Annotated in this window: 14 protein-coding genes and 3 pseudogenes; 14 read left to right on the forward strand and 3 right to left on the reverse strand. The window is 48.7% G+C overall.

What is annotated here, in order from left to right; all coding sequences use genetic code 11:
• Positions 1-233 precede the first annotated feature (233 nt).
• From NQ490_RS10740 to NQ490_RS10780, 9 genes and pseudogenes are all read left to right on the forward strand, one after another.
• A pseudogene (locus NQ490_RS10740) lies at positions 234-5,138 on the forward strand (SNF2-related protein); the annotation flags it as partial.
• Between the two features lie 747 nt (positions 5,139-5,885).
• Entirely contained in the window at positions 5,886-7,769 is a 1,884-nt protein-coding gene (gene ltrA, locus NQ490_RS10745) for a group II intron reverse transcriptase/maturase (protein ID WP_007045787.1), read from the forward strand.
• A gap of 161 nt (positions 7,770-7,930) precedes the next feature.
• Positions 7,931-8,425 (forward strand): annotated as a pseudogene (locus tag NQ490_RS10750) (hypothetical protein); the annotation flags it as partial.
• Positions 8,426-9,185: 760 nt separating this feature from the next.
• Positions 9,186-11,081, forward strand: a complete 1,896-nt coding sequence (ltrA, locus tag NQ490_RS10755; protein ID WP_040917410.1) for a group II intron reverse transcriptase/maturase — start codon at positions 9,186-9,188, stop codon at positions 11,079-11,081.
• Positions 11,082-11,260: 179 nt separating this feature from the next.
• A pseudogene (locus NQ490_RS10760) lies at positions 11,261-13,285 on the forward strand (helicase-related protein); the annotation flags it as partial.
• Position 13,286: 1 nt separating this feature from the next.
• The gene (locus NQ490_RS10765) at positions 13,287-14,093 is read left to right on the forward strand and encodes a DUF3849 domain-containing protein (RefSeq protein ID WP_040917411.1); all 807 of its coding nucleotides are present in this window, start codon (positions 13,287-13,289) and stop codon (positions 14,091-14,093) included.
• Positions 14,090-14,434, forward strand: coding sequence for a plasmid mobilization protein (locus tag NQ490_RS10770; protein ID WP_007045793.1), 345 nt, complete (start codon positions 14,090-14,092; stop codon positions 14,432-14,434). The genes NQ490_RS10765 and NQ490_RS10770 overlap by 4 nt, the downstream gene beginning before the upstream one ends.
• A 151-nt stretch (positions 14,435-14,585) precedes the next feature.
• Positions 14,586-14,888: a hypothetical protein gene (locus NQ490_RS10775; RefSeq protein WP_007045794.1), complete on the forward strand. Its 303-nt coding sequence runs from the start codon at positions 14,586-14,588 to the stop codon at positions 14,886-14,888.
• Positions 14,885-15,184 carry a CD1845 family protein gene (locus NQ490_RS10780; protein WP_007045795.1) on the forward strand — a complete coding sequence of 100 codons (300 nt, stop codon included), beginning with the start codon at positions 14,885-14,887 and terminating at the stop codon, positions 15,182-15,184. The genes NQ490_RS10775 and NQ490_RS10780 overlap by 4 nt, the downstream gene beginning before the upstream one ends.
• A gap of 74 nt (positions 15,185-15,258) precedes the next feature.
• Here the strand turns inward: NQ490_RS10780 and NQ490_RS10785 are convergent, their stop codons facing one another.
• A complete protein-coding gene (locus NQ490_RS10785; RefSeq protein WP_007045796.1) occupies positions 15,259-16,677 on the reverse strand; it encodes an ATP-binding protein in 1,419 nt (472 codons plus the stop codon).
• Positions 16,678-16,803: 126 nt separating this feature from the next.
• Here NQ490_RS10785 and NQ490_RS10790 point away from each other — a divergent pair, with 126 nt between their 5' ends.
• Positions 16,804-18,216 carry a relaxase/mobilization nuclease domain-containing protein gene (locus tag NQ490_RS10790; RefSeq protein ID WP_040917412.1) on the forward strand — a complete coding sequence of 471 codons (1,413 nt, stop codon included), beginning with the start codon at positions 16,804-16,806 and terminating at the stop codon, positions 18,214-18,216.
• A 222-nt stretch (positions 18,217-18,438) separates the two neighbouring features.
• Here the strand turns inward: NQ490_RS10790 and NQ490_RS10795 are convergent, their stop codons facing one another.
• The gene (locus NQ490_RS10795; RefSeq protein WP_008728409.1) at positions 18,439-18,795 is read right to left on the reverse strand and encodes a helix-turn-helix domain-containing protein; all 357 of its coding nucleotides are present in this window, start codon (positions 18,793-18,795) and stop codon (positions 18,439-18,441) included.
• 239 nt (positions 18,796-19,034) lie between these two features.
• Here NQ490_RS10795 and NQ490_RS10800 point away from each other — a divergent pair, with 239 nt between their 5' ends.
• From NQ490_RS10800 to NQ490_RS10815, 4 genes are all read left to right on the forward strand, one after another.
• A complete protein-coding gene (locus NQ490_RS10800; protein ID WP_007045799.1) occupies positions 19,035-19,727 on the forward strand; it encodes a response regulator transcription factor in 693 nt (230 codons plus the stop codon).
• The gene (locus NQ490_RS10805) at positions 19,724-20,755 is read left to right on the forward strand and encodes a sensor histidine kinase (RefSeq protein ID WP_002592093.1); all 1,032 of its coding nucleotides are present in this window, start codon (positions 19,724-19,726) and stop codon (positions 20,753-20,755) included. Before NQ490_RS10800 ends, NQ490_RS10805 begins: the two co-directional genes overlap by 4 nt.
• A gap of 176 nt (positions 20,756-20,931) precedes the next feature.
• Entirely contained in the window at positions 20,932-21,597 is a 666-nt protein-coding gene (locus tag NQ490_RS10810) for an ABC transporter ATP-binding protein (RefSeq protein WP_002592092.1), read from the forward strand.
• Positions 21,598-21,611: 14 nt separating this feature from the next.
• Entirely contained in the window at positions 21,612-24,026 is a 2,415-nt protein-coding gene (locus NQ490_RS10815) for an ABC transporter permease (RefSeq protein ID WP_040917415.1), read from the forward strand.
• A gap of 272 nt (positions 24,027-24,298) precedes the next feature.
• Here the strand turns inward: NQ490_RS10815 and NQ490_RS10820 are convergent, their stop codons facing one another.
• Complete coding sequence (locus NQ490_RS10820) at positions 24,299-24,493, reverse strand: hypothetical protein (protein WP_147343604.1); 195 nt, start codon at positions 24,491-24,493, stop codon at positions 24,299-24,301.
• Positions 24,494-24,520: the final 27 nt, after the last annotated feature.

The following is a 24,520-nucleotide window of genomic DNA, read 5'->3' on the forward strand; positions in this document are numbered from 1 at the left end:
TGTTCCTCTCCGAAGCGGAACAGATCCAATCCATAGATGAAGCAGAGAATGTAGCGCATACATCCTCTGCTTTTTCTTTTGCCCAAAATGACATCGACCATGTGCTGCGTTTGGGCGGCAATACAGACCGTCAAAGGGAGCGTGTGGTTGCAGCCTTTGAAAAGCAGAAAACCACCGCTGAGATTGCCAAGATACTGAAAACGCTGTACCACGGCGGCAATGGCCTTGGCAGTGTGAGCGCATGGTATGCCGAGGATGGTATCCATCTTTCCCATGGGAAGTCTGTCCGTTATGACAGGTCTGCCCAGGTCATTTCCTGGGAGAGCGCCGCAGAGCGTATCGGGGAGCTTTTGGAGAGCGGCCAGTTTGCCTCCAATGTGGAGCTTACAGAAGCGGCAGGCTATGAACGCTCCCTCCTCTCGGAAAAGCTCTGGCATCTGTATCACGATCTCAGTGAGGACGCCAGAAAAGCCGGATATTTGTCCTGCCTGTCAGAGATCAAAGGCAATGGTTTCCCGGAGGAGACTCGCCGCCTGACGGAGCAGCTGAGTGACCCGGCTTTCCGCCAGACACTCAAGGAAGAATACGCCGCCTTCTGGACTGCCTATCAGCAGGACCGTGATCTGTTGCGTTTTCACTATCACAGACCAAGGGAGATCTGGGAGAACCTGAAGGACCTTGACCTGCCACGCAGGACCTTTTCTTCAGACCTTTCCCAAGTGCCAACCGTTCAGCACTTCATTACCGAGGATGAGATCGACGCCGCTATGACCGGCGGCAGCAGTTTCGCCGGAGGAAAAGGCCGTATCTATGCGTTCTTCATGGCAAACCATACGGATAAGGAGAAAGTGAGATTCCTCAAAGACGAGTATGGCATTGGCGGACGCTCTCATGCCCTGTCCGGCGCAACACACAGCGGCGAAGATCACGATGGGAAAGGACTGCACTATAAAAAGCAGGACTGCCCAGATGTTCACTTGAACTGGGAAAAGGTTGCCAAGCGCATTACCTCACTTGTCCAGAAAGACCGCTATCTTACCGAACAGGAACAGGCGCAGTATGACAAAATCCAGTCTAAACAGGAACTGGCCGAAGAAGATGCCATTCAAGCACAGCAGCCGGAGGTGGAGAAAGAAACGCCAAAGCCTACCCTTGGGGAGCAGTTTGAGCAGTATAAGCCTGTGGTGACTGCCGCCATTTCCGAGGATACCGCATATCGCAATGCCTGCGGTCATTCTGACCGTGAAAATGCTGTCATCGAGGGCAATGCCGCTGTGCGCCGTGCAGTCCTTGGTTCTAAGGATATGGAGCTGATCCGACTCTATTCGGATGTGCCGGAGTTCCGTCAGCGTCTACACCGGGAAGTGATCGACGAGACCTATCCAAAGCTCCATGAGCTTCTGCGCCCTCTTTCTCAGGAAGATATTGATACTGCCCTTTGTGCATGGAACGGCAATATCGAGAGTAAACACGCTGTTGTCCGCTATATGAAAGACCATGCAAGAGAAAAAGATACCGCCGCATGGCTGGCTCAGGAATACGGCGGCAGTAACAGCAACAGCCTGTTCGTTGTCCGTGCCGGCAGCCCGGAGGAAACGCAGCTGCCCTGGCCGAAGGTACAGCGCAGGCTTGCCCAGCTCATTCAGGAGGACCGGTTCTATACCGAAGAAGAACAGGACCGTTTTGACGACATCGACCCAATCGCCATCCGGGAAGCTCTGGAGGAAAGAGGGATCGTCAACGGCCAGGTGGCAGACACGGAAAAACTGGACAATGCCCCGTTTATCCAACAGGTGATGTCAGATGCCGAGCAGATCGCAGATGCCGAGACAGAGCAGACTTCCAAAGTTTCCATTTCCGATGAGGAATATGACGCAGTTCGCCGCCCAATTCCGCAAAGAACCTCCTATGACCCAGCCGCCCCGGTCTATGCCGTGGGCGATACCGTGTATATCGAAGATGACGCCTATCAGATCACAGAGCTGCGGGAGGACACCGTACAGCTTCTGCCCACCGGGATGGTATATCCCATCTACCGGGCAGAGCGCAAAGAACAGTTCGAGCAGCTGCTTCGGGCAGACCGCCGCAATGCTTACTATACCGAGTTTCTTCCTATTGACCCGGACAAGGCAGATCAGGACTTGCGGGATGTATTGGCTCATGGACTGATGGATGAAGCGGATAAAAAGCAGATTTCCACGCTGCTGCAATCCGGCAGGAGCAACAGCGAGATCGCCTACTGGCTGAGCAGAGCCTATTCCGGTGAGATTGAGACACTGAATCTGGAGACCGGCGATATTGCCGATTACCGTACCACGGCACAGGGCATAGAACTGGAAGTCATGGATGCAGAGGAAAAGCGTCTGGCTATGCTGTATTTCCGCTGGGATGAGGTTGCGCCTTTGCTGCGCGGGATGTATGCCCGTCAGCAGGACGGTTTTGGACAGGAACAGCCCCAACCGGCTACCGAATCCCCGACCTTCCATTCTGAGACCATGGCCGTCTATCCGGGCGATAAGAACAATCTGCCTTATGATGTGGTGGTGGAACGACTGCATATCGAGGAGCCGGAGCCACCAGCCCCTGTGACTGAGCCGGAGAAAACCTTTGAGGAAGTGTTGGATGAACACCCGGTTTCCATTCAGGTCAATGGCCAGTGGCAGACCTTTCCCAATGCCAAAGCTGCCGAGGAAGCCTCCTATGAGGAATACAAGGCTAACCTGCGCCGCAATGCAAAAAACTTCCGCATTACCGATGAGCATTTGGGCGAAGGCGGTCCGAAAGCCAAGTTCCAGGCAAATGTCAATGCGATTCGTTTGCTGAAAGAGCTGGAAGCTGCCGGACAGCAGGCAAGCCCCGAACAGCAGGAGGTTCTTTCTCGATATGTGGGCTGGGGAGGTCTCTCTGATGCGTTTGACCCGGAGAAACCGGCATGGGCTTTAGAGTATGCCCAGCTAAAAGAACTGCTGACCCCGGAGGAATATGCCGCCGCCAGAAGCTCTACCCTCAACGCCCATTACACCAGCCCTACGGTCATTCAGGCCATCTATGAAGCGGTGGACCGTATGGGATTTGAGACCGGAAATATTTTGGAGCCGTCTATGGGTGTGGGCAATTTCTTTGGTATGCTGCCGGAGAAAATGCGAAACAGCCGTCTGTACGGCGTGGAGCTGGACCCTGTTTCCGGGCGCATCGCAAAGCAGCTCTATCCCAAGGCGGACATCACAGTAGGCGGCTTTGAGACCACCGACAGGCGTGACTTCTTTGACCTTGCCATCGGCAATGTGCCTTTTGGTCAGTATCAGGTCAATGACAAAGCCTACAACAAGCTGAATTTCAACATTCATAATTACTTTTTCGCCAAAGCACTGGATCAGGTGCGTCCCGGCGGTGTGGTAGCTTTTGTGACCTCCCGCTATACCATGGACGCCAAGGATTCCACCGTGCGCCGTTATCTTGCCCAGCGTGCCGAGCTGTTGGGAGCGATCCGTCTGCCTAATGATGCGTTCAAAAAGAATGCCGGTGCCGAGGTGGTATCGGACATCATCTTTCTCCAAAAGCGGGACCGTCCGCTGGACATTGCACCAGAGTGGACGCAGACCGGACAAACGGAGGATGGGTTTGCCATCAACCGGTATTTTATCGACCACCCGGAAATGGTGCTGGGCAGACAGGAGCCGGTAAGCACTGCTCATGGTATGGACTACACCGTGAACCCTATCGAGGGACTGGAGCTTTCCGACCAGCTGCATGATGCGGTGAAGTATATTCATGGCACTTATCAGGAGGCAGAGCTGCCGGAGCTGGGCGAAGGCGAAGCCATTGACACCTCCATTCCTGCTGACCCCAATGTGAAGAACTATTCCTATGCCATTGTAGACGGGCAGGTGTACTACCGGGAAAACAGCCGTATGGTGCGCCCTGACCTCAACGCCACCGCAGAAGCCCGCGTGAAAGGTCTTGTGGGACTGCGTGATTGTGTGCAGGAACTGATCGACCTTCAGATGGATGCAGCGGTTCCAGACAGCACCATTACCCAAAAGCAGGCGGAACTGAACAGCCTATATGACAGCTTTTCTGAAAAATATGGCCTTATCAATGACCGTGCAAACCGACTGGCCTATGCAGATGATTCTTCCTATTACCTACTCTGTGCGCTGGAAGTCATCGACGAGGACGGGAAGCTGGAACGCAAGGCAGATATGTTCACCAAACGGACCATCAAGCCCCATCAGGCGGTGGCTGTGGTGGATACGGCAAGTGAAGCACTGGCGGTGTCCATCTCGGAAAAAGCCTGCGTGGATATGGACTATATGAGCCAGCTTACCGGAAAAACAAAAGAAGCACTGGCCGGAGAGCTGCAAGGCGTAATTTTCCGTGTACCGGGACAGTTGGAGCAGGACGGAACGCCCCATTATGTGACTGCTGATGAATACCTCTCCGGCAATGTACGCCGCAAACTGCGTCAGGCGCAGCGGGCCGCACAGCAGGACCCGGTTTATGCAGTCAATGTGGAAGCTCTTACCGCCGCCCAGCCCAAAGACCTGGATGCGTCGGAGATTGAGGTGCGTCTGGGAGCTACCTGGATCGACAAAGAGTACATCCAGCAGTTTATGTATGAGACCTTCAACACCCCGTTTTATCTCCAGCGCAGTATCGAGGTCAACTATTCGTCCTTTACCGCTGAATGGCAGATCAAGGGGAAATCTTCTGTATCCTACAACGATGTGGCAGCTTATACCACCTATGGGACCAGTCGTGCCAATGCCTACAAGATTTTAGAGGACAGCCTGAACCTGCGGGATGTCCGCATCTATGACACCATAGAGGACGCAGACGGAAAAGAGCGCCGCGTACTGAATGCCAAGGAGACCACCCTGGCGGCTCAAAAACAGCAGGCAATCCGGGAAGCCTTTAGGGACTGGATCTGGAGAGACCCGGAACGCCGCCAGACTTTGGTGCGCCAGTACAACGAGGAAATGAACTCTACCCGTCCCCGTGAATATGATGGCAGCCATATCACTTTTGGGGGAATGAACCCGGCCATTACCCTGCGGGAACACCAGAAAAGCGCCATCGCCCATGTGCTGTATGGAGGAAATACCCTGTTGGCACATGAAGTAGGCGCAGGCAAAAGTGCGACACGTTCGTAACTGAAAAGGTTACGCACAAGTCAGCTAACAATAGAATCGGGATTTGAAAGGAGTCCCTGAAAAGACTTGGAGAACTAATATTCCGATAGGTGGAATGAAGGGGTAACGCCCTGAAACGCCTACCTTATAAACTGCGATATGCGGCAGTCCTCTGTAACAAGGGCTACGGTATAACGCTCGCTAAAGTCGGCGGAAATGCACCCAAACGGATTATGCCGTGGAAAGTGTCCCAGAGGTGGGATATGTGCATGATACGCCGGAGGTCTATAAACTGCCTATGGTCAGAATGTCATGGATGACTGACGAAATCCCGAATGTACGGGTCTAAAAGGCGCAGGAGCAGAAATGCTCCTTTCCGATTACGGAAGTATGTGAGGATGAGTAAGAATTTTTACTATGAAAGTCCTTGCGGTGTTACAGGCACCGCCCAGCATACAGGCTCAGAGGGACACCTAAGGGCAGATATGTACAGATAGGAATATTGGAACGTGGAAAGGCTGGAACACGGAGCCGGTTACAGGCTATGAGGTGTTGGATTGGAAAGCGTATTGCGTATAACAATCCTTTATCCAGTTGAGAGAGATGGCACAGTACCGTTGAAGCCGTAGAAATACGGTGGAGGGATGGCCATTAGTCGTCAGCAATCAATAAATTGAAAACTATACAGACACAAAGGTTCGAGTATGACTAAGAAAAGCGAAATCCTCTCGAAAGAAAGGAAAGTACCTGACTTTGGCAAACAAGAAGAAACCCTTAAAGAAACAGAAAATCCGCAACTCCGAATACTACGATATGCAGCTCGTTCTTGACGAACTGTATGCCGCAAGTGTCAAGGGGCAGCGGTTCTGCAATCTTGTGGAACTGATAAAACGCCCTGAAAACATCAAGCTGGCCTACAGAAATATCCGAAAGAACAGCGGCAGTCGAACGGCGGGTGTGGATAATAAGACAATAAGCGATTTGAACAAATGGAACGAAAATGCTCTGGTCGCCCATGTTCAGCGCAAGCTGGACTGGTATGTTCCTAATGCTGTCCGCAGAGTGGAAATACCAAAGGATAACGGGAAAACCCGCCCCCTTGGAATACCCACGATTATGGACAGGCTCATTCAGCAATGTATTCTGCAAGTATTAGAACCTATCTGTGAAGCAAAATTCTTCAAGCGAAGCAATGGTTTCAGACCAAACCACAGTGCAGAAAATGCCATTGCCCAAGCGGAGAGAATGATACAGAACGTAGGTTGCCACTATGTCATTGATATAGATATCAAGTCTTTCTTTGACAATGTGAACCACGGAAAACTGCTGAAGCAGATGTGGACACTCGGAATTAGGGATAAAAAGCTGCTGTCTATCATTTCTGCCATGCTAAAGGCAGAAGTGGCTGGAATCGGTTTTCCCGAAAAGGGTACGCCACAGGGCGGTATCATTTCCCCACTGTTGTCAAACATCGTCCTGAATGAACTGGATTGGTGGATTGTCAGCCAGTGGGAAGAAATGCCTACCCAAAGGAACTATGTACACAGAATCTATGCGAATGGAACTCCCGACAAAAGCAGTACCATCCGAACCCTGCGCAACTACACGAATCTGAAAGAGTGCTATTTTGTCCGCTATGCAGATGATTTCAAAATCTTTTGCAAAAAGCGGTCGGATGCAGTCAAGCTGTTCGAGGCTACGAAACAATGGCTTTTAGATCGTCTGGGACTGGAAATCAGCCCAGAGAAATCAAAGATCGTAAATCTGAAACGCCATTACTCTGAATTTCTTGGCTTTAAGCTGAAAGTTCGAACAAAAGGAAAGAAGCCAGATGGACAACCAAGGTATGTAGTAGAAGCGCATATCAAGGATAAAGCATTGCAGAAAATCCGGGAGAAAAGCAAGGAAATTATTGGGCAGATACGGCAGACCTATGACCCAGGAATGGAATATCGTCTGATACAGAAATACAACTCCTATGTCATGGGCGTTCATAACTATTACAGCATTGCAACCCATGTGAATCTTGACTTCCACAAAATCGCTTTCGATGTCAAAAAGAGCCTTTACAACAGATTGAAGCACAGACTGCAAAAGAAAGGTCAAATCACAAACAGGTATATCAAGGAAAAATACGGCACAAGCCGGGAGGTGCGTTATCTGAATGGTCATGCCATCGTCCCGATTGCCTATGTTCAGCATAGAGTACCTATGGATAAGAAAAGTCGAGTAAACAAGTACACGCCAGAAGGACGGGTTGAGATTCATAAGGATCTTGCCGGTATCAATATGGCAGTACTCTATCATCTGATGAACAATCCATGCGGTAAGCAAAGTGTGGAATACAACGATAACCGCATTGCGCTCTATGTTGCACAGAAAGGAAAATGTGCCGTCTCCGGTGTGGAACTGGAAGCAAAGCAAGTGGACTGTCACCACAAAAAGCCATTGGTGCTTGGGGGCAATGACAGCTACCAAAACCTGATTATTGTCTCCGCTGTGGTTCACATTCTCATTCATTCCAGTAATGAGCGCACCATCCGAAAATATCTGAAAGTGCTAAACCTGGATAAAAAGCAGTTGGCAAAGCTCAATAAACTTCGTGTGATGGCAGAAATGCTGGAACTCGTTTTCTAAAGGGCAAATCTGTTTGATGTATAGATTGTCATAAAAAGTGCTGACGATGGAAAGCCGTGTGATGGGAAACTGTCACGCACGGTTTGGAGCGGGGGAAAATCTGGAGGAACGGATATGCAGCCTGCGGCTGCATATCCCGCCCAAAGGATTACCTATCGCTATCTTTTGAGATGGTAGCTGCTTCGATGGAAGCCAAACGCCTGGGACTGTGCCAGAAATCTCTCTTTGTGGTTCCAAACCATCTGACCGAGCAGTGGGCGTCGGAGTTTCTGCGTCTCTATCCTTCCGCCAATATCTTAGTCACCACCAAAAAGGACTTTGAGACCAATAACCGAAAGAAGTTCTGCGCTCGTATTGCGACGGGTGATTATGATGCCATCATCATGGGCCATAGCCAGTTTGAGCGTATCCCCATCAGCCGGGAGCGTCAGGAACGGCTTCTCTATGAACAGATCGACGAGATCACTGAGGGGATTGCAGAGGTACAGGCCAGTGGCGGCGAGCGTTTTACCGTCAAGCAGCTGGAGCGTACCAGAAAGTCTCTGGAAGCCAGACTGGAAAAGCTGCAAGCCGAGGGACGAAAAGACGATGTGGTGACTTTTGAGCAGCTGGGTGTGGACCGTTTGTTTGTGGACGAGGCCCACAACTATAAAAACCGTGCGAAACGTTGTGCATAAGTCGTAGCAGACAGCTATGACGAAAAGCACCATGCGATAGCACTTGATATATCAAGAAAATATCGTAGAGAACTCAAATCTCAAATTCAGAGGCGAAATTCCTCTGCCGTACAGAATCAATGCCGGAAAGGAGAAATCCCTCAGCGGTCTGTCAAACCGCAGGCAGTACGAGAGCTAATACTCCACTGTGCGTTGTCTATCTGTAAATAGACAGGGTACAAAGCGTGGTGAAGTCGTAACCTGAAAACCTAAACCGAAAGGCATGGATAATAATGGTGCGGGCTTCCGAAACCTATGGCTATCCAGTAGTGAAAGCTATGCAGCATCGTAAGAGTGCTTGGCATCCGAAAGGATGAAGATTGGAGAAAGCAGATACGGCTGGTTTTTCCGTATATGCCCCATGAAATGAAATATTCATGCGGAACCACACAACAACTGTGATTCAAAGTGTGGTTAGGTTCTCCCGGTGTAAGGTAGCGGCCTAAGGGTTTCAACGGTCTATTGACCACAAGGATAGAGATTTGGGAACGTTTGAGAGCCTGTATTTGGAGTGTTACAGCACAATGAAGAATACAGGAAGTCAGCCGCGCCATAGTAGTCTGCAATTGGGTAATGCCAATTACACGGGGCTGAAATGCCCCACGGCGAAGGGCACGAGTCAGATTGATTTGTAAATTTCACGAAAGAAAATCCAATAACTCCCTGAAAGACGGGTGGCGAACTGCGAGGTGAAAACCTTGTGCATTTAAGCGTCAGATTTTCAACAGAAAAAGAATTGAAACAGTTTCAAGACCTGCTCTATGAAAAATCGGGGCAAGGCGTTTCATTCACGGGACTGTTGGAAGCAATGGTCAGCGAAGTGACTATTGTAACCGCTGTTCATAACATCAAGTCCAACAAGGGCAGCAAAACTGCCGGTGTGGACAGGATGAAAATGGACAAGTATCTGCAAATGCCAAAAGAAGAACTATTTCAGTTGATTCAATCAAATATCTCCAATTACAAGCCGAAGCCAGCCAAACGGAAGTATATCGAAAAGGCAAACGGCAAAAAGCGACCTCTGGGTATTCCCACTGTATTGGATAGGATTATACAGGAATGTATGCGACTGATTCTGGAACCGATATGCGAAGCGAGATTCTATCCGCACAGCTATGGTTTCCGTCCTTACCGGGCGCAGAAGCACGCTATCCGGGATATTGTCAATGTCATCAATGCAAGTGTGAAATCCAAAGACCAGCCGGTATGGGCAGTCGAGGGAGATATAAAGGGCTGTTTTGACAACATCAATCATAGATTGTTGCTGAAAAAGCTATGGCGAATCGGAATCCACGATAAGAGGGTTCTGAAAATCATCAGCCAAATGCTAAAAGCCGGATATATCGATCAGGACTTATACCATGCAACAGAAATGGGAACACCACAGGGCGGTATATTATCTCCGTTGCTGTCCAATGTGTATCTCAATGACTTTGACTGGTATGTGGGGCGCTGCTATATGGAGCCGCACCGTCAATGCAAGCACAAATGCAACGATACCCGAAGGCTGAAATGGTCTGGAATCACCCCGAAATACAATTTTCGCTATGCGGATGATTGGGTGATCCTGACCTCTACGGAACAGGAAGCGTTCCGTATGAAGCATGAACTGACAAAGTATTTTAAGCATCGCATGAAGTTGGAACTGTCACAGGAAAAGACCTATGTAACCGATTTGAGAAAGAATGGTATTCATTTCCTCGGTTACATAGTCAAGGCAGAACGAAAGAGGAAAACACCAGACCCAGCCACATGGTCAGATAATCTGGTAGGAAAGCCATTCCCTGATATGGAACGATTGACGAAGAAAATCCATACCTTGCAAAAAGAAGTTAGGAAAATTGGATTATACACGCAATCCAACACGCAGGCGGCTCAAATCCAGTATGTGAACTCCGTGATTATGGGACTGGCACAGTATTTGCAACCCTCTATCTGTTCTCATGCCTACCATGCCATTGACCGTAGAGTGAATAATACGGCGTTGGCAGTATGGAAAAACCTGTTTCCCAAGCAGTACAACCAAATGCAGGTGCCGTTAAAGGAATTAAGTAATCTGCCACATCGGCACGAAGGTTATGACAGTAAAACCTTCGCAATTCAAATTGATGGGAAATGGTTCGGAATAACCTATGCGTTTATTACACACAGTCGTTATGAAAGCAAACCATTTGACCAGAAAATGACCCCTTATACGGAGGATGGACGCAGGCGGTATGTAAATTATCGTACCAAGCATAAACCGTTGCCCTGTGACCGCCCCTCCATCAATACACCCGAAGATATAGCCTTATCCATCTACGCTAGCGGCAAGGGATGGAAAGCCAATTTCGAGTATTTTATGAATCGGGAATATGCCTACAACCGAGATAAGGGAAAATGCAAATGCTGTGGTAGATATTTCTCTGAACTGATTCCGAAGCATTGTCATCATGTAAATCCACGACTTCCGATTGAAAGAATCAACAAAGTTCCAAATTTAGCATGGCTATGTATACCGTGTCACCGCATGGTACACAACAGTCCTATACCGCCAGAGTTGGATGCCAAGGCGGTACGCAAAATCAAGAAATATCGTGAAAAACTCAAAAAGTGAAATTTACAAGTGCGCTGTATTCGTGAGGGTACAGATGCAATGAAATCAGTAGAAAGTAAGTCAATCTGATGGTAGGCCGGGTGCGCTGAAAGGTGCACGCCCGGCGTGAGACGGGGGAAAATCCGGAGGAAACGAATGTGCGGCTTCGCCGCACATCACGTTCAAAGGATTACCTATCGTCATTGTTTCTATACACAAAAATGCGGAATGTGGCTGGTCTTTCCACATCGGATGCACAGAAATCCTCCGATATGTTTGCCAAGTGCCGCTATATGGATGAGATCACCGGAAACCGTGGCGTGATCTTTGCCACCGGCACACCGGTCAGCAACTCCATGACCGAGCTTTACACCATGCAGCGTTATCTTCAATATGAACGCCTGCAAGAACTGAACATGACCCACTTCGACTGCTGGGCTTCCCGATTTGGGGAGACCGTCACAGCATTGGAGCTGGCACCGGAAGGCACCGGCTACCGGGCAAGAACGAGATTCAGCAAGTTCTTTAATCTGCCGGAGCTGATGAACCTGTTCAAAGAAGTGGCGGACATTAAGACTGCCGACCAGTTAAATCTCCCTACCCCGGAAGTGGAGTACCACAACATCGTGGCGCAGCCCACCGAACATCAGCAGGAAATGGTCAAAGCTCTTTCGGAGCGTGCATCGCTGGTACACAGCGGAACTGTTGACCCGTCCCAGGATAACATGCTCAAGATTACCTCGGATGGCCGTAAGTTGGGGCTTGACCAGAGGATCGTCAACCAGATGCTGCCGGACGAACCTGGCACAAAGGTCAATCAGTGTGTGGACAACATCATGCAGATCTGGCGGGACGGCAAAGCTGACAAGCTGACCCAGCTGGTGTTCTGCGACATTTCTACACCACAGGCAAAAGCTCCTGCAAGCAAGGCGGCGAAAACGCTGGATAATCCACTGCTTCACGCATTGGAAGGCACTGTGCCTCTGCCGGAGCAGGAGCCGGCCTTTACGGTATATGACGATATTCGTCAGAAACTTATTGCCCAGGGGATGCCTGCCGACCAGATCGCTTTTATCCATGAAGCCAATACCGAAGTGCGGAAAAAGGAGCTGTTCTCTAAAGTCCGTACCGGTCAGGTTCGTGTCCTCTTAGGCAGCACCGCCAAGATGGGCGCAGGCACCAATGTGCAGGACCGTCTGGTGGCACTTCATGACCTGGACTGTCCGTGGAGACCGGGAGACCTTGCCCAGCGCAAGGGTCGTATCGAGCGTCAGGGTAACAAGAATCCTCTTGTCCATGTGTACCGCTATGTGACAGAAGGAACCTTTGATGCATACCTCTGGCAGACGGTGGAGAATAAGCAGAAATTCATCAGCCAGATCATGACTTCTAAATCGCCGGTGCGTTCCTGCGATGATGTGGATGAAACAGCCCTCAGTTTTGCCGAGATCAAGGCTCTGTGCGCCGGAGATCCCCGCATCAAGGAGCGTATGGATTTGGATGTGGAGGTATCCCGCCTGAAGCTGATGAAAGCCGACCACCAGAGTAAGCAATATCGTCTGGAGGACCAGCTGCTCAAATACTTCCCGGAGGAGATTGAAAAGCACAAAGGCTTTATCAAGGGTTTTGAATCCGATCTGGAGGTTTTGGCAGCGCACCCGCACCCGGAGGACGGTTTTGCTGGTATGGAAATCCGCGGCGATCTGCTGACCGATAAGGAGAACGCTGGCGCAGCCCTTTTGGATGCCTGCAAGGAGGTCAAAACCTCCGATCCGGTGCAGATCGGCAGCTACCGGGGCTATGCCATATCCGTGGAATTTTCCGCATGGAAACAGGAGTATACGCTCCTGCTGAAAGGACAGATGACCCACCGGGCAACCCTTGGTACAGACCCTCGCGGAAATCTTACCCGTATCGACAATGCCCTCGCCCAGATGCCCCAGCGTCTGGAGGCGGCAAAGGCACAGCTGGATAACCTCTGTCAGCAGCAAGCTGCGGCAAAGGAGGAAGTCGGAAAGCCATTCCTTTATGAAGAAGAACTGAGATGCAAAAACGCCCGTCTGGTGGAGCTGGATACCCTGCTCAACATCGACGGAAAGGGGCAGGCACACACCGAGTCTGTTGTTGCCAAAAGTACACGGCCTTCGGTGCTGGATAACCTAAAACGCCCGGTGCAACCCCGCAGTACAGACAAGAAACCAAAACAGCATGAGGAGGTGCGATAACATGAATACTAACGATCTGAATACAGCCCTTTATGAAAAGATGGCTGCCGAACAGGACAAGTTCCGGGACTGGCTGAAAAGCCAGCCCCCGGAAGAAGTCTTAAACCATGCCTATGAGTACACCATCCGCGAGGACATCGTGATGGCAATGGAGGAACTGGAGTTGATCGACACCCAGGCTCAGGCACTTTTGGAATCTCCCTCTCCGCTGGCGGATGTGTACCGCTATTTTGAAAAGCTGGAGACCGGCTATATGGATGTGATCCGGGACAGCATTGAAAGCCGTGCCGACGATGTGTGCAGAGCCAAAGAGGAACTGCGAACAACACCGGTCTATCCACATTCTGCTGCCTATGCGTCCGAGCATGGGGAAATGGCACAGTACAACCTCTCATATCAGGCGAACAGCGCCTGCAAAGAAGCCATTGAGCAGACCATCAGCGCCCACTATGCAGAGAATCGGCTGGATACGGAGGCTGCGGTCAAAGATGTGCTGGAAAAGTTCGGGACGGAACGGGTACAGTTCATTCTTGCAAACACCATCCAGCACAAGAACCATGACGGGCGTATCTCTCAGGACAATAAAGCCTGGGCAAAAACCATTCCCATGCCGGAGGACAGCGGCGCTTCCCGCCACTGCGCCTATCTGGTTGTGGATGGGGTCAATCCCGGTCTGACCGATCTGTTTACCAGGCAGGCCAGAAAAACCATGCAGGAACAGCAGAAAAGTTCTGTCCTGCAAAAGCTCAAACAGGAACCGCCTGCCCATAAGCCTGTCGCCCCGAAGAATCAGGAGCCGGAGCGATGAGCAGTCCCAAGCGCAAGCGGGATGTGCCGGTTCTGTTTTGGGTATCCGCTGATGAAATGGAGTTGATTCAGCAGAAAATGGCACAGTTTGGGACAAAAAACCTGAGCGCCTATCTGCGGAAAATGGCTGTGGACGGCTATGTGGTGCAGCTGGATTTGCCGGAACTGAAAGAACTGGTATCCCTGCTGCGCCGAAGCAGCAACAACTTGAACCAGCTGACCCGCAAAGTGCATGAGACCGGGCGGGTTTATAATGCTGACTTGGAGGATATATCCCAGCGGCAGGAACAACTGTGGGAGGGTGTGAAGGAAATCCTTACCCAACTCTCCAAACTTTCATAACAGGGATAGGTACTCCATTTGCGGAGGGAGGAACGGCGTTTCTTCGCCGCACCTTCCTCCGCTTTTTCTTTTTGTCTGTATCCTTGTCTTTTGCCTGTCCGTACCGGATAATATGAGTAGAATAAGAAGCGTAGCAAAGGAGTGAAAACAGATGCTGACCTTTGAAAAGGTGCTGGAGATTTTTGCGGATTACCTGACCGCAGACGAGACCATAGAAGTTTATATCAGCCGCCATGGATGTGTAAGAGTTGAATTTGACCAAGATTTTCACTATTGCTCTGGCGAGGTGTGCCATACTCCCAAGGAACTGTTCGACCTCTTAGCCGATGATTACCGGACTTATCTGGAGATTGAACTGACCAAAGGAAAACGGGAAGTGACGGAAGATGATGAGAGAGAAGCGGATGCCCTGTGCAAACGGCATCTGGAGCGTTGGAAGGAGGAACAGGAATGAAGATTTTGAAATGTCTGCTGATGATCGTAACTGCACCGGTCGTTTTGGTGTTGACGCTTTTTGTCTGGCTCTGCACGGGGCTGATCTACATATCCGGTCTGGTGCTTGGTCTACTAAGCACAGTAATTGCTCTGCTTGGCGTGGCTGTGCTGATTACCTATTCCCCGCAGAATGGTGTGATTTTGCTGGTTATGGCATTTTTGATTAGCCCGATGGGGCTGCCGCTGGCTGCGATCCGGCTACTGGGAAAGGTGCAGAGTTTGAAATTTGCGATACAGGATTGGGTGTATGGGTAAATGATGTGAATATAATTTGGAATGAAAAAGAAGCAGGACAATGGGAGATGAGACCCAATGCCCTGCTTCTCTGTTTATTCGGAACGAACTGTAATATATTTTTGTTTTCGACTGTTTGGCTTATCTGGAATAGTCATTTTAAGCTGGCCACTTTCCAGTAGTGGATTCAAATATTTTCTTGTAAAATAAGTGAGATTTCGATAACCAATAAACGAGCAAATTTCTTGTTTGCTTTTTTCTGTTATACAAAAATCCAAGACTGCGTGTAGGATGTCCTGTGATTTATCTTGATCACTAACTTGGTCACAATCTTGGTCACTGACTAAGTCTTTCTGACTAAGATGGTAATTCACATTTTTCAAAATAACTCTGAAATCTGTCGCTGTTGAGGAAAATTCGGGCTTATATGCCTCTGTGTATCCAGGCAGCTTTTCGGTTTCACTGACGATTTTGCGTAGACCACTTCCACGGCGTTCCATGTACTTCATGCGGTGGAACAGGTCAGCAATCACAGGGTTTCGTCGCATCGAACGAATACTGTAAATATCGTATTCCTGAATTGAGCCGCCGCCAAACATACCGCCCGGAGATGTGATTTCCACCCGATCATCAAACATATCAATATGGATTTCGCTGCCAAGCACAATATAATCACGATGGATAAGCGCATTGACAAGAGCCTCTGTCACAGCTCGTTCAGCATAATCCGGCTTGTCTACACGATACTGTGCCTCTTTGACAAAACGGACTTTGGAATTATTGCGAATAAATTCACTGCCACTTTTCAGTAGATAAATCAGATTCCCTTCGTATTCTTTATCGTCCAATGCATCATCAAAGATAGAGCCTTTTTCCAAGCCATTCCACCGGGTACAGAACATACGGGAGTTATAGACTGTGTGCTGATCGGTCATGAGCTTTCCGGCATTGGTCAAGACCCCATTTTTGTCAGCCAAACCGAAGGAGACATAATCGGATGGCTCAAAGCGGAGACCAGTCCGTTCCAGATAGGTTGCTTCCAGAAGTGTAAAGCTGTAATCCTTTTTTACCGCATCTGTTGTTAGGGTATCAAAGGACTGATTGGTTCCCTTTAAGATCAGTTCATTCACAATGTAATCCGGGGCAATTACGCTTTCATTTCCAACACGGATATATGCTTCCATCACTCCGTCTGCCTTGTAATAATATGGGGTGCTGCGGCCGGGAGAAACCTCCAGAGCCAATAGGTTTTTACCATCTTCCTGCAATGGCTTTAAGATAAACTGAGGTAATGGTGTGATTCGTTCTTTGATTAAGCGGCTGATCGCCTCAGCATCCTTTTGAACATCAGACAAGCCGATAGGCTTCCGGTCATCAGAGACCCCGAAAAACAGAGTGCCGCCGATTCCATTGGAAAAGGCACTGACACTTTTTAACCAGCTTTTTGGCTTTTTTATTTCGAGAGCAACTTTGAAATCACATTCTGTTGCTTCGGCAATGAGCTGTTCTATCATAAAAATCCCTCCTTTGAGGTTGTAGAAAGTTCTTTTTTATTATACCCAGCGGAGAAAGTTATTGCAACGATAGAAACAAAGAGTTCAGCGAAAACAAAAATATTTATGAGAGGAGGTCCTTCTATTATGGCAACTACAAGAATCATGCCGCTTCATGTTGGCAAGGGTCGCACAGAAAGCCGGGCAATCAGTGACATCATCGACTATGTGGAAAACCCAAAGAAAACAGATAACGGCAAGCTCATTACCGGCTATGCGTGTGACAGCCGGACCGCCGATGCAGAGTTTCTTCTGGCAAAGCGGCAGTACATTGCCGCCACCGGACGAGTGCGCGGCGCGGATGATGTGATTGCTTACCATGTGCGCCAGTCATTCAAACCCGGTGAAATCACGCCGGAGGAAGCAAACCGCCTGGGCGTGGAATTTGCCAAGCGGTTTACCAAGGGCAATCACGCCTTTGTGGTCTGCACCCACATAGACAAATCGCACGTTCATAATCACATCATCTGGTCGGCGGTCAATGCAGATTGTGACCGAAAATTCCGCAACTTTTGGGGCAGCACCAGAGCCGTCCGGCGCTTGAGCGATACCATCTGTATCGAGAACGGATTGTCCATTGTGGAGGACCCAAACCCCCACGGAAAAAGCTACAACAAGTGGCTGGGCGAACAGGCCAAGCCCTCCCATCGGGAACAGCTGCGTGTGATGATTGACAACGCATTATCACAAAGTCCTGCTGACTTTGAAGAACTGCTGAAGCTGTTGCAAGAGTATGGTTGTGAAGTCTCAAAGCGCGGAAAATCGTATCGACTGAAGCTCTCTGGTTGGGAGAAAGCCGCCCGCATGGAGAGTCTGGGCGAAGGATATGGATTGGAAGATTTGCGGGCAGTTCTCTTAGGGAAGAAAGCACATACCCCGCGAAAAAAAACAGTCGCACAGGCAGAGCCGCCAAAGATCAATCTGCTGGTGGACATTCAGGCAAAATTGCAGGCCGGAAAAGGTGCTGGCTATGCTCGATGGGCTAAGGTTTTCAATCTGAAACAAATGGCAAAGACCATGAATTACCTGTCAGAGCATAACCTGCTGGAGTATGCGGTTTTGGAAGAAAAGGCTGCGGCTGCCACGGCACATCACAATGATCTTTCGGCGCAGATCAAAGCGGCTGAAAAGCGCATGGCAGAGATCGCTGTTCTGCGTACTCACATCGTAAATTATGCCAAGACCCGTGAGGTCTATGTGGCATACCGCAAGGCGGGTTACTCTAAGAAATTCCGGGAGGAACATGAGGAAGAAATTCTGCTCCACCAGGCTGCTAAGAATGCCTTTGATGAGATGGGCGTCAAGAAGCTTCCCAAGGTCAAAGAGTTGCAGACGGAGTACGCGAAATTGCTGGAAGAAAAGAAAAAGACCTATGCCGAGTACCGGCGTTCCCGTGAGGAAATGCGGGAGCTTTTAACGGCAAAGGCAAATGTAGATCGAGTGCTGAAAATGGAGGTAGAACAGGATGTTGAAAAAGAAAAAGACCACGGCCAGCGGTAAGCTGGTCCTGGTCAAAAGCGTTCGCAGAACGCGCAGCCACAGAATGAAATTCTGTGTTCAAAGGGGCTTGGGGGCGCTGCCCTCAACAAGCAAGCGGAGAGGAAAATCACGGAGGGATTTTCTTCTCTGCGGGCCTGTGTGTATTAACACAGGCATTGCTTGCCTCTTTTCTCTGGAAATAAAAAGAACCAGTGAGAAAATCGTTAAATTTCACTCACTGGCTCAATTCATTTCAAATTTCTCGGACAACTCTGTTAGCTCTTTCACCGTTTCCTGTGTGTGATGCAACAGGGTGTCGCGCATTTCTGGCGGACAGCTGGAATAAAGCATTTTCATCTGATTGACACCCTCATCCTCCAGAGAAATATCTGGATTTATAAGCGTATCTAAAGAGATGTGCAGGACCTTTGCCAATGCTCTCAAAATCAAATAGGACGGGTTCATTTTCCCTTTTTCGATATTGGCAATTTGCTTTACAGAAACATGGCTTAGATCGGAAAGTTCCTGTTGTGTCAGTTCTTTATTCTTTCGGGCTTCCCGCATTTTTTGCCCTAAAGCAGTTAAATCATCAATCGGCATAATCATCCACCTCAAGTATATTCTATCGTGCCGATTTGCACAAAGGAATAACCTTATTATACCGGTTAATAGGTTTGATTATGCCGGTTTTTAATAAAGACCTGAATACCATCCTTGTATCACTAACTGGATCAACTTATAATATAGATGGAAATTTTTTTGAAAAAAATCCGTCCGCTGTAACATTTCGCGGACATTTGCCTGTTATACTATCTGCAAAAAGCAAAGGAAGTGAGGATATGAAGCAGATTTTAATTGTCGAGGACGACAGTTTTTTGAATAAGATGTTGACTTATAACCTGACCGCAGATGGCTATGGCGTGACTTCTGCCCTAAACGCCAGAACCGCAGCCGATGCCATCCGCCAACGGGAGTTTGATTTAGTTCTGCTGGACGTCAACCTGCCGGACGGCAACGGTTTTGAACTGTGCAGGCTAATAAAGCCCCAGCACCCGGACACCATCATAATTTTCCTGACCGCCAACGATCAGGAGAGCGACCAGATACGGGGTTATGAGGTGGGCGCGGTGGACTACATCACAAAGCCCTTTGTGCTCAGAGCCTTGCAGCGAAAAATCAAAGCCATGTTCGCCATGCTGGAACACCACAAACCAGCTAAAGACATTTACGACGATGGACGGCTGTTTCTGGACTTTTCAGAGCAGGCGGCTTCCTTAAATGGAAAGCCTCTGACTCTATCCCCGATGGAGTACAAAATGCTGAACCTGTTTCGCAAAAATCCCCGGCAAGTGCTGACTCGTGGACAGCTTTTGGAAAAGCTGTGGGATATAGACGAGAAGTATGTGGACGAACACACCCTGACAACCTCCATCAGTCGGATTCGCAGCAAGATTGAATCCGACGGAGGTGCCCCCTACATCAAGACCGTTTACGGCATGGGCTATCAATGGACGGGAGGCGAGGCAAAATGAAGTTTCAAAACCTCTCGGTAAAGCGGCTGTTTGGCCGGGTGGCAATGGGGCTTGTCCTCTCCATGTCCGGGATCACCATAGCCCTGTTTCTTGTGACAAAACAGATTGCGGTGCTGCTGACGGGCGGGGCGCTGCTGTTGTGCGCCCTTGTGGGGATTTTCGTATTAACGCAGACCTTTGGAAAGCGGCTATCGCAGTTTACCGCTGACCTGTGCCAGACTTTAGACCACATGATCGCTGGAAATGAAGCGCCCCAGCGCCCGGAGGACAGCGAAACCCAGCTTGCCAGAATCGGGCACCGGCTGGCAAGGCTTTACCAGATCATGCAGGAGAACCGCCGCCGGGTGGACGAGGAACGGCAGGAGTTACAGACCCTTGTATCGGATATTTCCCATCAAGTGAAAACGCCGGTAAGCAATCTGAAAATGGCGACGGACACCCTGCTGGAAAAGCCCATGACCGAGGCGGAGCGCACCGACTTTATCCGGGGAATCCGCAGCCAGACGGATAAGCTGGACTTTCTCTTTCAGGCCCTTGTGAAAACCTCCCGGCTGGAAACGGGCGTGATCCAGTTGAACAAGAAACCGGGCCGCCTCTTTGATACTGTGGCGCAGGCCATGAGTGGGATCGTGTATGCAGCGGAGAAAAAGGAAATTGCCGTGTCCGTGGACTGCCCGGAGGATTTGACCGTTTCCCATGACAGCAAGTGGACATCCGAAGCCCTCTTTAACCTGCTGGACAATGCGGTGAAGTACACCCCGGCAGGCGGGAAAATCGCTGTGTTGGTGGTGCTGTGGGAAATGTATGTGGAGATCAAAGTGACCGACACCGGCAAGGGCATTTCTGAAAGCAATCAGGCCGCCATCTTCCGGCGCTTCTATCGTGAGGAAGAAGTACACGAACAGCAGGGCGTGGGCATTGGCCTATATCTGGCTCGCGAGATCGTAACGCGACAGGGCGGTTATATCAAAGTGGTTTCGGAGCCGGGCAAGGGTTCGGAATTTTCCATTATGCTGCCTACAAAATAGAACGCGGCGGACGGCCATTTCCGGCTGCCGCCGTAAATTTTTTTGAAATGTCCGAGCGTTGTAACATTTCACCCTGATTTTCAATGAAATTTTTTGGCCGCTGTAACATTTCGCGGACATTTGGGTTTTACAATACCCTTATCAACAGGCAGAAAGCCTTGAAAGGAGTTTTGAGTATGAGCGTTTTACAGACGATTGATCTGAAAAAGTATTACGGCACAGAGCCGAACATCACCCGCGCCCTTGACGGCGTGAACTTCTCCGTGGAGGACGGCGAGTTTGTGGCTGTTGTGGGAACCTCCGGCAGCGGCAAGTCTACCCTGCTTCACATGATGGGCGGGCTGGACACCCCTACTTCCGGCAATGTCATTGTCCGGGACAAAGAGCTGTCAAAAATGAACGACGAGCAGCTTACCATCTTCCGCCGCCGCAACATCGGCTTTATCTTCCAGAACTATAACCTTGTTCCCATCCTGAATGTGTATGAGAACATCGTCCTGCCGGTGGAGTTAGACGGGGACACGGTGGATCAGAAGTTTTTGGACGAGATCGTTCACCTGCTGGGGCTGGAAGATAAACTGAAAAATATGCCTAACAATCTTTCCGGCGGCCAGCAGCAGCGTGTGGCGATTGCCCGCGCCCTGATTACCAAACCGGCTATCGTGCTGGCCGACGAGCCGACCGGCAACCTTGACAGCAAGACCAGCGCCGAGGTGCTGGGGCTTATCAAGCGCACAAGTGCGGAGTTCCGGCAGACTGTTGTGATGATTACCCACAATAACGACATAGCCCGCCTTGCAGATCGGATTGTCCGCATTGAGGATGGCAAGATTGTGGAGTAAGGAGGTGGCAGACTATGACATGGCCTTTTGAAAATGATACAAGTGCCATTGTAAAAAAATTGGCAGGTAGGAGTATGCAAGCGGATAAGAGAAACAAGGCATTTCTGCTTTTGACAATCGCCATCTCTGTCTGTATGGTTTTTTCGATTCTCCTAATATCAACAGGTACACAAGAGAAATTCAAGAACACACAGAGGAATAAAGCGCAGATTGGCATTTTGGGAGTTACAGACGAACAAACGGCTCAGCTGCATCAAAACGAAAATATTACATGGGTTGGCGAATATTCCGCTATAGGTGTGTTTTATGTTGAAAATAAAACAATCACTGTTGCTTATGGAAATGAAGATTATTTTTTACATCAGGAAGAAAAAACTTTTCAGGGAAGTGTGCCGCAGAAAGCGGATGAGATTATGCTCCCCCAGAACTACCTTGATTTTTTAGGAAAATCCTATCAGACTGGCGATACAATTTCTATTGACCTGACTGGAACAGGACAGAAAGCAGAATATACACTTTCAGGTGTTTTGAATAATACAAAAGAAAGCAACGGATATTTTATTTATGTTAGTAAAGAGCTTGCCCAAGATTTGGCAAAAGATTCTTTTCAGGTTACAGCATATACGCGGTTGAATACAGACGCCATAAGTTCCACGGCTATTCTTAATTTTGCCGGCAAAGCAATACAAAATACAGGCATTGTCGAGGAACAGGTAATGCTTACAGAGTATTCTGCTGTTATGTCGGGTGTGATAACATCGGGTATTCCGATTCCAGTACCACTACTGGCGGCGTTGACGGCTATTTTGGCGGCAACGATTGTCTATGGTGTTTTTTACACAAAGATTGTAAAAAATGTTCAGATGTTTGGGCAACTGCGGACAGTTGGCATGACAAAAAGACAGATTAAACGGATGGCAAGTAAAGAGGGACGTTTATATGCCTTAGCTGGTATTCCTTTGGGGCTTGTCATTGGTGTACTGATTGGATTTATTGGCTGTCCTGATGGATTCCGGCTAAAAACAACAGTTATTTATGCTGTACTGATTGCCGCAGTAGCCTTTGTAACAGTGAATATTGCCATTTTTAAGCCTGTCCGAGTAGCAATGAATACTTCCCCGGTAGAGGGTGCTAAATACCTTGCGTATGCTGGAAAGGCAAAAAGCAGCTCAAAACTGCATCGGAAACTTACGCCGTTTAATCTGGCGAAAATAAATATACAAAGAAACAAACAAAAAGCAGTTCTGACGCTTTTAATGCTTGGAGTAAGCGGAGCTCTTTTACTGGTTACTTCTACGGTTGCTGGTTCTATTGATCCGGCAAAACAGGCAAGTTTCAAATATTATCCTGCCGGTAACATTCTTATACAAATAAGAAATACAGTTGGCAGCTCTTTCGATAACGAAGCGGAGCCATACGGAAGTGCAAAATTGCAACTGGAAGAAAATCCACTTGAAGATCAGGCATTGATGCAGGAATTAGAAAAGGTAGATGGGATAGAAAAGATTACCGCATTTGACAGCGTTTATATGACAGCTACTTTTTCGGGCGAAAGTGGTTCTATCACGAGCATTTCAGACTTCTTTCCAACCTTAAATCGGGAACAGACAGAAGAAAAGCAGGCGGCGTTATCCTCTGGAACAGCAGATTACGATGATATGGTTGAGAAAAATGGAATATTGGTTGCAGAAGATATAGCACAAGTTGGCGATACTTTGAAGATTGAGGGCAGAGCTTTTGATGGTAGAACCTTTGATGTGGAAGCCGTTGTTGTAGGCACATACAATAGATCTGATTTAATGGAGGATAGCCCGGTTGTTCCTGGAAGCCCCTACTTCATTATGACTTATGACACAGCAAAGAAACTGACAGGGATAACGGAACAGACGGGGATTCTGGCGATTAAAAATTCAGAGGGATGTTTTGATGAAGTTTTGACCGCAGTTCAGAAGATTGCGGATAAAAATGAAAAAATAGAAGTAAATACGATTGAACAAACGATTAAAAATATTCAGCATCGATACAGTGCATCTATAAATGCTCTATATATGACTTCTGCTATTCTGTTCGTCTTTGGAAGTATCAGTCTTATGAATATGCTTATGGTTGATTTTCAGAATAGAAAGCGTGAATTCGGTCTGTTGGAAGCTGTTGGGGTAACGCGAAAACAGTTGAAAGCAATGCTGAATAGGGAGATTGGAATTTACCTCGGAGGTTCATTGGCAATATCTCTTATATGCGGAAGTATTTTTAGTGTAATTGTATGCAGACGATTAGATGCCATCAATCATTGTATTACGTTGAAATTACCGTGGTTTTTCCTGTTGGCACTGATTTGTGTATTATTGGTGATATACCTTGTTTTTTCGATGTATTCCAAAATGGAATTGAAAAAAGCGAGTATTTTATCAGCAATAAAAAGTGAGTAGACTTATTGGATCTTGCTGTATCATAGAACTTCATAAATATTTCCTTAAAAGAGAAAATCTGCCGGACGACGGCAAAAGAAAAAAGCCGTCGTACAGCAGACCTATTAACACGCCTATACTATCTTTTGGCGGCTTTGAGAAATTCAGAGCCGCCGTTTCTTTTTGCCTAAAATAGAAACCCGACGACCCTTATGCAATCAGCTGGGGCGGCATATAAGGAGGATGCCGTCATGTCTGCGTTAGTGGTCCACAATACCCATGAGTTACATCAGTTAAAAAAAGCCTTGCCCCTCCTCTAGGTTATCAGGCTCATTCATCGGTATTATCATGGCAGGTAAAACGGAATAATTATGGCTTATTTTTGCGCGCCAGTATCCCTTTGCGGGGAGCTGGCGTTTTTGCTTGCTGTTTTTTAGATAGACGAGCGGTTTGTTACCGCTGTCGGTCTCCACCTCCATTCGATTCACCCGTTAACCACCCGTGAATCGAAATGG

This window comes from Subdoligranulum variabile, assembly GCF_025152575.1.
Lineage (GTDB): Bacteria > Bacillota > Clostridia > Oscillospirales > Ruminococcaceae > Gemmiger > Gemmiger variabilis.